This window comes from Kitasatospora sp. NPDC053308, assembly GCF_055585785.1.
The window spans coordinates 73,993-84,501 of sequence record NZ_JBVJJY010000007.1 but is presented as its reverse complement, the minus strand read 5'-3'; the positions used below and the strand labels follow the sequence as shown (position 1 = coordinate 84,501).

Below are 10,509 nucleotides of genomic sequence, written 5' to 3'. Positions count from 1 at the left end.
CGATGACCACCACCGTCCCGATCGAGTCACCGGCGGCGCCGGAGCGCCCGCGCGGCCGCTGGGGCCTGTGGGCCCAGGGGGACTTCCGCCGGCTGTGGATCGGTGAGACCACCAGCACCCTCGGCACCGCCGTCGGCAGCGTGGCGCTGTCCCTGGTGGCCGTGGTCACCCTGGGCGCCGGCCCGCTCGCCGTCGGCGGGATCAACGCCGCCGCCTGGCTGCCCTGGCTGTTCCTCGGCCTCCCGGCCGGCGCCTGGGTGGACCGCTGGCCCCGGCTGCGGGTGATGCTGGTCTGCGACCTGCTGCTGGTGGTGCTGTTCGGCAGCGTCCCGGTGGCCGGCTGGTTCGGGGCGCTCTCCCTCGCCCAGCTGGTCGTGGTGGCGCTGCTCACCGGCGCGGTGAAGGTGTTCTTCTCCACCGCGTACGGAGCGCTGCTGCCGACCCTGGTGGCCCGGGCCGACCTGCTGGAGGCCAACGTCAAGCTGCGCTCCGGCGCCTCGGCGGCGGAGATCGCCGGCCCCGGCGCGGCCGGTCTGCTCTCCCAGGCCTTCGGCGCCGCCAGCGGGATGCTCGCCGACTCGCTCACCTACCTGGTCTCGGCGCTCTGCCTGCGGCGGATCAGGACCGAGGAGCACCCGCCGCCGGTCTCCGAGCGGCGCGGCATCCCGCGCGAGATCGGCGAGGGCGTCCGGTTCCTGCTGCGCGATCCGTACCTGCGCACCTTCGCCTGCTTCGCCGCGGTCGGCAACCTCGGCCTGAACGGCATCCAGGCGGTCCAGACGGTCTTCCTGGTGCGCAGCGTCGGGATCCAACCCGGCGCGGTGGGCGGGGTGTTCGCGCTGGTGAGCGTCGGCGGACTGGCCGGGGCGATGCTGGCCGGGCGGATCGCCCGCCGGCTGGGCACCGCGCGCGCCCTGCTGGTCTGCGAGCTGGTGGTCGCGCCCTTCATCCTGCTGCTGCCGCTGGCGGGGGAGCGGCTGCCGCTCGTGGTCAGCGCGCTCGCCTGGGCCGTCGCGGTCTGCGGAGTGGTGGCGGGCAACGTCCTGGCGGGCAGCTTCTCCCAGGCCTACTGCCCGCCCGAGCTGATCGGCCGGATCCGGGCCAGCTCCGCGACCCTCAACTACAGCGTGATCCCGGTGGGCGCCCTGCTCGGCGGCTGGCTCGGCGAGGTGATCGGTGCCCGCGGCACCATCTGGCTGATGGCGGGCGTGCTGCTCTCGGCCGGGCTGGTGCTGCTGGCCAGCCCGCTGCGCGGCCTGCGCGACTTCCCGACCCGGCCGACGGCGCCCGAGGCCGCCGCGGTCTGACCCGCAGTCAGGCCGACGGCGCCCGAGGCCCCCGCGGTCTGACCCGCAGCCGGCCCCGCACCCCCGGCTTCGCACGACCCTGCTCCCACCCCCGCTGCTTCCCGCACGTCCCGATCCGGAGGATCCGATGACCAGCACCGCCCGTCCCATCCGCTCCGCCGCCACCACCCCCACCGCGACCGGCACCACCCCCGCCCCCGCGACCGGCACCGCCCGTCCGGCCCGCACCGCCCGTCCGCGCCGCTACCTGATGTGCCGTCCGGAGCACTTCGAGGTCAGCTACGCGATCAACCCCTGGATGGACCCGGCCAAGCCGGTGGACACCGACCTCGCCGTCGCCCAGTGGGAGCGGCTGTACACCCTGTACGGCGAACTCGGCCACCAGGTCGACCTGATCGACCCGCTGCCCGGCCTGCCGGACATGGTCTACGCGGCCAACGGCGCCACGGTGGTGGACGGCCGGGTGCTCGGGGCGCGCTTCCGCAACGCCGAACGGGCCGCCGAGGGCCCCGCCTACCTGGAGTGGTTCCGTGACCGGGGCTTCGCGACGCACGACCCGGAGCACGTCAACGAGGGCGAGGGGGACCTCCTGCTGACCGGGAGCTACGTGCTGGCCGGGCGGGGCTTCCGCAGCGTCGCCGAGGGGCACGCGGAGGCGCAGGAGTTCTTCGGCCGCCCGGTGGTCGGCCTGGAGCTGGTGGACCCGCGCTTCTACCACCTGGACACCGCGCTCGCGGTGCTCGACGGCGACGAGATCATGTACTACCCGGAGGCCTTCTCGCCCGGCAGCCGTACGGTGCTGCGCCGGCTCTTCCCGGACGCGCTGCTGGTGAGCGAGGCGGACGCCGAGGTGTTCGGGCTCAACGCGGTGAGCGACGGCCTGCACGTGGTGCTGCCGGAGGCGGCCGTGGGGCTGGCGGCGCGGCTGCGGGAGCGCGGGTTCCGGCCGATCGGGATGGACCTGAGCGAGCTGCTCAAGGGCGGGGGCAGCGTGAAGTGCTGCACCCTGGAGATCCGCGCGGCGGCCGCCTGATCCGGCCTGATCCGGCCTGGGCCGCTGGTCACCACCGCTGGTCACCACCGCTGGTCACCACCGTCGATCAACGGTGGTGATCAGCGGTGCTCCGCCGTAGATCGGCCGTTGACCGGCCCCCGCAAGACTGGTGCCACACCACGACGGAGACCTTCCCCCAGCGGGAAGTGACTGAAGGAGCACCAGACATGACGCAGCGTCCGGCCACCGCCTCCGCCCGCCTCCGGCTGTTCACCGTCGGCCTCGGGGTGGCCGTCGCCCTGGGGGCCGGCCTCTCCGCCACGGCCGCCGTGGCCGGGTCGGCCGGCACCGGCACGGCGACGACGGTGGTGGTGGGCGACGCCACGCCGACCCCCACCCCCGCCGCCCCCACGCCGTCCCCCACCGTGCACGGCAGCACCGGCGACTGGAACAGCACCGGCTCCTGACCGGCCGGGGCCCCGCAGGATCGAGCCGCAGGAACGATTCCTCCCGGCCGCCCGTCGGTCCTCGGTCAGTACCGACCGGTCAGCGGCACGGCCGCCGCCTCCCGCCGGTCCCCCCGCTCATCCCCGCGCCGCTCCTCCCGCCGCCCGTCCCGCGCCGACGGAACCCCGTCCCGGCCCCGGGCGAGCAGCCCCGCCACCTCGGCGGCGTCCGGCAGCCCCAGGCGGACGAAGATCGCGTGTGCCTCCCGCCAGCGGTCCCGCGCCTCGGCCTCCCGCCCGAGGTCCGCCAGCGTCCGGCCCAGCACCACCAGCGCCTGCCCGTGGTCCCGCTCGGCCCCCAGCTCCTCGCACAGCGCCAGCGCCCGCCTGGCGTGCTCCAGCGCCTCCTCGGTCCGGCCCAGCGACCGCAGACTGTCCGCCAGCCGGTAGTGGGCGTGCGCGGCCCGGACCTGCAGACCGGCCGTCGTGGCCACCGCCAGGCACTCGCCGAACCAGGTGACCGCCTCCTCGTGCCGCTCCAGCCCGTGCAGCGCCAGCCCCAGCACGTACAGCGTGTACGCCCGCCCTGGGTCGTCGTCGCGGGTGCGCAGTCCGGCCAGCGCCTCGTGGCAGATCGCCACCGCCTCGGCGGCCCGGCCGCTGCGCACCCGGGCCAGCGCGGCGTTCACCGTCGTCACCAGCTCGCCCGAACGGTGGCCGAGTTCGCGGGCCAGCAGCAGCGCCTCGTCGTAGAGCTCCACGGCCTCGTCGTAGCGGCTGAGGAACTGGCAGACCAGGCCGAGGTCGTTCAGCGCCTGGCGCAGGATCACCGTGTCGCCGGCCGCGCGGGAGGCGTCCACGGCCAGCCGGGCGGCCGCCTCGGCCTCCTCCAGCCGGGTGGCGGCCAGCGCGACGTTGCCCCGCAGGAAGTGAGCCCGACCGGCTGCCCGACGATCGGCGCGGTGGACGGCCGCGGCGGCCAGCGCCTCGGCGGTGGCGGCCAGCTGGCGTCCGGGCGGGGCGAGGGTGAAGGGCGTGAGGGCGATCAGCAGGTCGATCGCGGCGCGCAGCGGGTCCGGCCGGGCGTCCTGGCCGCCGTGCCGGGCGGGGGAGGGCGCCTCCGCCAGCGTCCAGGCGGCGACCTGGGCGGCCAGCGCGATCGCCCCGGAGCCCTCCGCCTCGGCCCAGGCCCGGGCGCCGTCCGGCCCGCCCAGCTCCACCCCGGCGCTGCGGGCGGGCCCGAGCGCCCCGGCCGCCGGATCCCCGGGCACGGCGTGCTGGAAGGCCGCGCAGGCGGTGGCCAGCAGGTGGTCCAGCAGCCGGTCGCGGGCCTCGACGGCGGCGCCCGGATCGTCCGGTCGGCGCCGGGCGAAGGCGCGCAGCAGGTCGTGGTAGCGGTAGCGGCCGGGGAAGGGCGACTCCATCATCGCCACGTCGACCAGGGCCTCCAGCAGGTCCTCGGCGTCGTACTCGTCGAGGTCCAGCAGGGCGGCCGCGGCGGCCAGGCCGATGTCCGGGCCGTCCACCGAGGCGACCAGCCGGAACGCCCGGGCCTGGGCGGGCGTCAGCTGGCGGTAGCTCAGTTCGAAGGCGGCCTCCACCGCCAGGTCGCCGATCCGCAGCTCGTCGATCCGCCGCCGCTCGACCGCCAGCCGGCGGCCCAGCGTCTGGACCGTCCAGCTCGGCCGGGCGGCCAGCCGGGCCGCCACGATCCGCACCGCGAGCGGCAGGTGGCCGCAGACCCGCAGCAGGTCCCGGGCGGCCTCGGCCTCGGCGGCCAGCCGGTCGGCGCCGATGGTCCGGCCGAGCAGTTCGAGCGCCTCGGCGGGCTCGAAGACGTCGAGGTCGGTCTGGACGGTCGCGGGCAGGCCGGAGAGCCGGGTGCGGCTGGTGGTGAGCACGGCGCAGCCGACCGCCCCCGGCAGCAGCGGCCGGATCTGCGCGGTGTCGTGGACGTTGTCGAGGACCAGCAGCAGCCGCCGGCCGTCCACCACCGAGCGGAACAGCGCCGAGCGGGCGTCCAGCCCCTCCGGCACCGCGTCGGCCGGCACCCCGAGCGCCAGCAGGAAGCCGCTGAGCACCGCCTCCGGGTCGGCCGGGGTGGTGTCGGCGCCCCGCAGGTCGACGTAGAGCTGGCCGTCGGGGTAGGTCTCGCGGACCCGGTGGGCGACGTGCAGGGCCAACGCGGTCTTGCCGACACCGCCCATGCCGACCACGGTGGCGATCACCAGGGCCTGCTGCCCCGGGGTGCCGAGGGCCCGGCCGAGCCGTTCGACCACCACCGTACGACCGGTGAAGTCGGCTGCGTCCGGCGGGAGTTGGGCCGGTCTAGGGGCCGCCGCCGCCACCGGTTCGACAGGCGGCTCCTGCGGCGGCGCGGGCTCGGCCGCGGCCGGCTCCACGGGCTCGACCGGAGGCGTGACGGCCGCCGTGGCCGCCGCCGCCGGGGCGGTGAAGACCGGGGCGGCGAGGACCGGAGCGGCGAGTGCCGGGTCCCCCTCCAGGATCCGCCGGTGCAGCTGGTCCAGCTCCGCCCCCGGCTCCACCCCCAGCTCGGCCAGGAACAACTGACGCACGCTCCGGAACACCGCCAGGGCGTCCGCCTGCCGCCCGGCCTGGTACAGCGCGCGCATCAGCAGCCCGTACGCCCGCTCGTGCAGCGGGTGCTCGGTGGTCAGCGCGGTCAGTTCCGGGATGCACCGGGAGAACCGGCCCAGCGCCAGGTCCAGCGCGATCCGCTCCTCCAGCAGCGTCAGCCGCAGCTCCTCCAGCCGCTGCCGCTGGCGCTGCGCGAACGGCCCGGGGATGCCGGCCAGCGGCTCGCCCTGCCACAGGTCCAGCGCCTGGTTCAGCAGGTCGCGGGCCTGCTGCGGCTGCCCGGCGGCCGCCGTCCGCTCCGCCTGCGCCGCCAGCTCCTCGGCCTGCGCCGCGTCCACGGCGTGCTTGGGCAGCACCAGCCGGTAGCCGTCGCCGACCGAGGTCAGTACGGTCGGCGCGTCCGGCTCCTCGCCGTGGAGGATCTTGCGCCACCGCCAGGCGTACGTGCGCACCGTCGTCATCGCGGTGCCCGGCGGCTCCTCACCCCACAGGGCGTCGATCAGGTCCGTGGCGCTCGCACCGTGCCCCGGACGCAGCAGCAGCACCGCCAGCATCGCCTGCTGCTGTGGACTTCCGACCTTCAGGACGGTGGCGCCGCGTTGCACCCGCATCAGTCCCAGCACCGAGAACCGGAAATCTCCCACTCCTGCACCTGCCCGCCTCATGTGCTCGCCCCCGCCCGCGCACGTGCTTCCCCCCGATTGATGAGCCCCTATCAACCCACGCCACCCCGGCAGCTGTCGAGAGATCGTCGACCGGGTGGTGATCCGGTGTTGATCGGCCGTCACCACAATCGGTGGTGTGGCTCCCCTGCCGTCGGCCCGGCACGACCACCGGGCCCGCCACACCCCCGGCCGCCGGACCGCTGCCCGGCGACCACCCCAGCTCTCGGAGGCGGACGCCCGTGAACACCGACCTGCTCTACCGGCTGCTCGACCTCGATCCGGACGACGGACCGGTCGAACTGCTCCAACGTGCCCGCGAGGTCCGCCACTTGTCCTACCTGGTGCTCGCCGCGCTGGCCCGGGAGGACGTCCGGATGGGCGAGCACGCCCGGGCCGAGCTGGGGCGCGCCCGGGACCGCTGCAACGGCTACGCCCGGCTGGCCACCGAGCTCGCCGACGCCACCGGGGTGCGACCGATCCGCGACCTCCCGCTGGCCGGCCACTACCCGGCCGACCTGCCCCGGCCGCTCGGCGAGCTCACCCTGGTCAGCCCCACCGAGGCGGCGCTCTGGCAGGCCGTCAACCGGCTGGTCACCGACCACCCGGTGGAGTCGGTCGAGGTCACCCTGCTCGGCGAGCGCCCCCGGCACACCACCGTCACCCTGCGCTGGCCGGCCGAGGACCCGCTGCTCGACCCCTGGTACCAGGTGCGGCTCGGCACCGCCGCGCTCCCCGGCGACCGGGCCGGCGTCCCGATCCGCCCCTACCTGGCCGCCGACGACCACGTCGAGTGCCTGATCGCCCTCGCCGAGGAGGGCCTCGCCCGCGCCTTCCACCCCGGCGACGTGCTCGACGTCGCCCACCTCGCCGGGCAGCCCTTCGAGCCGGTCGAGACCGCCGCCGTGGTCGCCGCCTACCGGCTCGCCCCCGAGGCCGTCACCCTGCTCGACCTCGCCGCCGAGCACGTGCCGCTCGGCCCGCTGGCGGGTGTGCGCACCGTCCTGGAAGCCGAGGTCGCCCTCGAACTGCGGCGCCGCCGGGACACCGCCCGCCCGGCCCGGCCGTGCCACGGCACCCTGCTGCGCCGCACCGTCACCCGGCACGAGTGGGACGAGGCCGTGCTGCTCCCTTCCGGGGCCGGCACCCTGCTGCTCACCCCGGTCGCCGACTACCTGCTCGCCCCGGAGGGCACCCGGCCCACGGCGGCCGACCGCACCGCCGCCCTCGCCGCCCTGCGCGCCTGGGACGCGATGGCCCCCGGCACCCCGGGTCCGGCCCCCTGTCCCGGCCTGTCGCGGCCGCGCCGGGGGTGACGGACGGCAGGTCGCGGGCGCGCCGGGGGTGACGGACGGCAGGTCGCGGGCGACCGGGAACCGGGCGCGGCCGGTGGTGCCGAGGGGCCAGGCGGGAGGTCCGGGCGGGGCGAACCCCGGAAGGGGTGCCGTCCGTGCTAGTCGCTCGGACCGCTCGCCGGCCGGCGAGCGGTGCGAGGACGGATGAGGGAGGACAGCGGTGGCCTGGTACCAGGGGGCGAGCCGGATCACGGTGACGGCGGTGGAGGGGCGGTTCCCGCAGCGGGCGGTGGTGACCGTCCGGGGTGCGGTGCCGGTGGAGATCCCCGGCGAGGTCGGTGCCGTCCACGTCGTCGACGCGGAGCGCTGGGAGCTCGACCTGGAGCACTGCGACCAGGGTGAGTGGTGTGCCAACGTCCGCGCGGTGCAGGGGCGGTGGCAGGAGATCCGGGGTGTGGCGACCCAGGTCGTGCACAGCCGCAACCGGGACCGGGCCGGCGACCGGCAGGGCCGCAACCTGGTGCTGCGGATCGAGCGGATCGCCCCGGGCGGCGATGAGTCCGCGCCGGTCACCGCCGCCGCGCGCCGGACGACCGCCGCCCAGCTGGCCCCGGCGGCCTCCGGCGGACCGGCCGCGCCGCGCACCTCGGCCGGTCCGGCGAGCGGCGCCGTCGCCCCGGGCGTGCGGACCACCACGGCGGGCGCGGTCCGGACCACCTCGACCACCTCGACCACCTCGACCACCTCGACCGTGTCCTGGAGCAGCTGACGCCTCCCGCCGGACGGCTCTCACGTGCGTGTCCCTGCTCGCCGACCGGCGCCCCCCGGTTCCGGGTGGCCCGCCGGAGGGGCGATGGGACTTCCAGGACACCTGTCCAGGTATTCTGGACTCCTGTCCATGAAGTCGACCGATCGACGTGCGGCCGCCGGGGTTCGGTCGGCCACGTCGGGGAGCTGATGACGATGCGCGTGACCGCCGATGTCCTGGTGGCCCTGGTGGCCGCCCTGCACGGGTACATCCTGGTGCTGGAGATGTTCCTGTGGGAGCGGGCGCCGGGGCGCAAGCTCTCCGGCTTCGACGCCGAGCTCGCCCGCACCACCGCGCGGCTCGCCGCGAACCAGGGCCTCTACAACGGCTTCCTCGCCGCCGGGCTGGTCTGGGGCCTGGTCGCCGGTGGCGAGGTCGGCCGGCCGGTGCAGATCTTCTTCCTGGTCTGCGTGGTGGTGGCCGGCCTGTACGGCGCCGCGACCGCGAACCGCCGCATCCTGGTCGCCCAGGCGCTGCCCGGGGCGCTCGCGCTCGGCGCCGTGCTGCTCGCCGGATGAGTGCCGCACCGGAGCCGCGCGGGGCCCGGGGCCCGCGCGCCGGCCAGGAGTCCCGGCCCGCCCAGGACCCCCGCGCCGAGCGCACCCGGGCCAGGCTGCGCCGGGCGCTGCTGGAGGAGTGCGCCGAGCGTCCGCTGGCGGAGGTCAACGTCGCCGCGCTGGTGCGTCGGGCGGGAGTCGGCCGGGCCACCTTCTACGTCCACTACCCGGACCTGGAGGCGCTGGCGGTGGACGCCTGCGCCGACGTGGTCCGCGACGCCGTGGACGCGCTGCACGCCTGGCGCGGCCTGCCGGACCCGGACGCCCCGCCGCCCGCGCTCACCGGGTTCTTCGCCGACCTGGTGCCGCGCGCCGCGCTCTACCGGACCCTGCTGGCCCCGGGCGGCGGCGGTCCGCTCGGCCTGGTGCTCACCCGTGACCTGCGGGAGCGCAGCCGTACCGAGCGGGCCCTCGCGGGCGCCCCGGAGCCCGAGCTGGTGGCCGCCGCGGTGGCCGGTACCTTCACCGGGGTGCTCGCGGACTGGCTGCACGGCCGGATCGAGGCCGCCCCGGAGCGGGTCGCCCACCAGGTGTGGCGGCTGCTGATCTCCCTCCACCGCACGCCGCGGCTCTGAGCCGCGGCGCGCCGCGGTCTCCCGGGGCGGTCCGGTCGCACCCCGGGCCGTCCCCGACGGACCATTGGGAAACTTTCCTAACGAAAGCCATTGACCCCGGGGTCCGCTGCCCCGATCCTGTGAGACGGCTCCCGCCTCCCTGACCTGCCGTCACCGCTCCCCGGTTCCACAGGATCGACGAAAGTGAGTTGGCATGCGCAAGACCACCGGAGTCCGTCTCACCGCCCCGTTGCTCGCCGCCGCCCTCGGCCCGGCCGGGCTGCTGCTGGCGCCCGCGACCTCCACCTCCGCGGCCCCCTCCGCCGCGGCCTCCACGGCGGCCGTGCCCGGGATGGCCGCCGCGCCGTACGAGTACCTCGGCTGGGGCAACCCGCAGAAGCCGACCGACGTGATGAAGGCCGCCGGCGTGAAGTGGTTCACCCTGGCGTTCGTCCTCTCCGACGGCGGGTGCAACCCGAAGTGGGACGGCAGCCGGCCGCTCACCGGCGGCTCCGACGAGGCCGCGATCACGTCGATCCGGGCGGCCGGCGGCGACGTCGTGGTCTCGGTCGGCGGATGGAGCGGGAACAAGCTCGGCGAGAAGTGCTCCAGCGCGAGCGCGCTCGCCGGGGCGTACCAGAAGGTGATCGACGCCTACAGGCTGAAGGCGCTCGACATCGACATCGAGAACACCGAGTTCGGCAACGCGACGGTCCGCCAGCGGGTGGTGGACGCCCTGAAGATCGTCAAGAGCAGGAACCCCGGCCTCGTCACCTACGTCACCCTGGGCACCACCCCGAGTGGTCCGGACGCCACCGGCAAGGACCTGATCAAGCGGGGCGCGGCCGCCGGCCTGGCGAACGACGGCTGGGTGGTGATGCCCTTCGACTTCGGCGGCCACAGCGGCAGCATGGGCCAGGCGACGGTCGGCGCCCTGGAAGGGCTGAAGGCGGCCGTGAAGAGCGCCTACGGCTACAGCGACGACGCGGCGTACCGCCACATCGGCGTCTCCTCCATGAACGGCAACACCGACGAGGCGGGGGAGACCGTCACCACCGGCGACTTCCGCACCATCCTCGGGTACGCCAAGCAGCACCACCTCGCCCGCTTCGCCTTCTGGGCCGTCAACCGCGACCGCGCCTGCGGCTCCGGAGCGGACGCCGACGCCTGCAGCGGCGTCGCGCAGTCGCCCTACGAGTTCACCAGGATCGTCGCCCAGTACCAGGGCTGACGAAGGGTCCGCGGACCTCCGCCGCGGGCACGCCCTCGGCCTCCCGGCGGCCGTCGA

Annotated in this window: 9 protein-coding genes; 8 read left to right on the top strand and 1 reads right to left on the bottom strand. The window is 76.1% G+C overall.

The window, feature by feature from the left end; all coding sequences use genetic code 11:
• Positions 1 to 2 precede the first annotated feature (2 nt).
• The 3 genes from ACZ6Y7_RS18020 (at position 3) to ACZ6Y7_RS18010 (ending at position 2,768) form a co-directional block, all read left to right on the top strand.
• Complete coding sequence (locus tag ACZ6Y7_RS18020) at positions 3 to 1,307, top strand: MFS transporter (protein WP_465758862.1); 1,305 nt, start codon at positions 3 to 5, stop codon at positions 1,305 to 1,307.
• A 127-nt stretch (positions 1,308 to 1,434) separates the two neighbouring features.
• Positions 1,435 to 2,340, top strand: coding sequence for a dimethylargininase (ddaH, locus tag ACZ6Y7_RS18015; protein ID WP_465758861.1), 906 nt, complete (start codon positions 1,435 to 1,437; stop codon positions 2,338 to 2,340).
• Positions 2,341 to 2,528: 188 nt separating this feature from the next.
• Positions 2,529 to 2,768: a hypothetical protein gene (locus ACZ6Y7_RS18010; protein ID WP_465758860.1), complete on the top strand. Its 240-nt coding sequence runs from the start codon at positions 2,529 to 2,531 to the stop codon at positions 2,766 to 2,768.
• A gap of 65 nt (positions 2,769 to 2,833) precedes the next feature.
• Here ACZ6Y7_RS18010 and ACZ6Y7_RS18005 read toward each other — a convergent pair whose 3' ends face one another.
• Positions 2,834 to 5,989: an AfsR/SARP family transcriptional regulator gene (locus ACZ6Y7_RS18005; RefSeq protein WP_465758859.1), complete on the bottom strand. Its 3,156-nt coding sequence runs from the start codon at positions 5,987 to 5,989 to the stop codon at positions 2,834 to 2,836.
• Positions 5,990 to 6,249: 260 nt separating this feature from the next.
• Here ACZ6Y7_RS18005 and ACZ6Y7_RS18000 point away from each other — a divergent pair, with 260 nt between their 5' ends.
• From ACZ6Y7_RS18000 to ACZ6Y7_RS17980, 5 genes are all read left to right on the top strand, one after another.
• On the top strand, positions 6,250 to 7,323 hold the full coding sequence (locus ACZ6Y7_RS18000; protein WP_465758858.1) for a hypothetical protein: 1,074 nt from the start codon (positions 6,250 to 6,252) through the stop codon (positions 7,321 to 7,323).
• Positions 7,324 to 7,522: 199 nt separating this feature from the next.
• Positions 7,523 to 8,071 carry a hypothetical protein gene (locus tag ACZ6Y7_RS17995; RefSeq protein ID WP_465758857.1) on the top strand — a complete coding sequence of 183 codons (549 nt, stop codon included), beginning with the start codon at positions 7,523 to 7,525 and terminating at the stop codon, positions 8,069 to 8,071.
• A 194-nt stretch (positions 8,072 to 8,265) separates the two neighbouring features.
• Positions 8,266 to 8,628, top strand: coding sequence for a DUF1304 domain-containing protein (locus ACZ6Y7_RS17990; protein WP_465759119.1), 363 nt, complete (start codon positions 8,266 to 8,268; stop codon positions 8,626 to 8,628).
• Positions 8,625 to 9,242, top strand: coding sequence for a TetR family transcriptional regulator (locus ACZ6Y7_RS17985; protein ID WP_465758856.1), 618 nt, complete (start codon positions 8,625 to 8,627; stop codon positions 9,240 to 9,242). The genes ACZ6Y7_RS17990 and ACZ6Y7_RS17985 overlap by 4 nt, the downstream gene beginning before the upstream one ends.
• Before the next feature lie 193 nt (positions 9,243 to 9,435).
• Positions 9,436 to 10,452: a chitinase gene (locus ACZ6Y7_RS17980; RefSeq protein ID WP_465758855.1), complete on the top strand. Its 1,017-nt coding sequence runs from the start codon at positions 9,436 to 9,438 to the stop codon at positions 10,450 to 10,452.
• The last annotated feature ends 57 nt before the right edge of the window (positions 10,453 to 10,509 follow it).

What these genes read in the sequence shown, in the direction of transcription:
- ACZ6Y7_RS17985 (WP_465758856.1), top strand. Translation starts at nt 8,625, where the DNA reads ATGAGTGCCGCACCGGAGCCGCGCGGGGCCCGGGGCCCGCGCGCCGGC.
- ACZ6Y7_RS17980 (WP_465758855.1), top strand. Translation starts at nt 9,436, where the DNA reads ATGCGCAAGACCACCGGAGTCCGTCTCACCGCCCCGTTGCTCGCCGCC.
- ACZ6Y7_RS18020 (WP_465758862.1), top strand. Translation starts at nt 3, where the DNA reads ATGACCACCACCGTCCCGATCGAGTCACCGGCGGCGCCGGAGCGCCCG.
- ddaH (WP_465758861.1), top strand. Translation starts at nt 1,435, where the DNA reads ATGACCAGCACCGCCCGTCCCATCCGCTCCGCCGCCACCACCCCCACC.
- ACZ6Y7_RS17990 (WP_465759119.1), top strand. Translation starts at nt 8,266, where the DNA reads ATGCGCGTGACCGCCGATGTCCTGGTGGCCCTGGTGGCCGCCCTGCAC.
- ACZ6Y7_RS18010 (WP_465758860.1), top strand. Translation starts at nt 2,529, where the DNA reads ATGACGCAGCGTCCGGCCACCGCCTCCGCCCGCCTCCGGCTGTTCACC.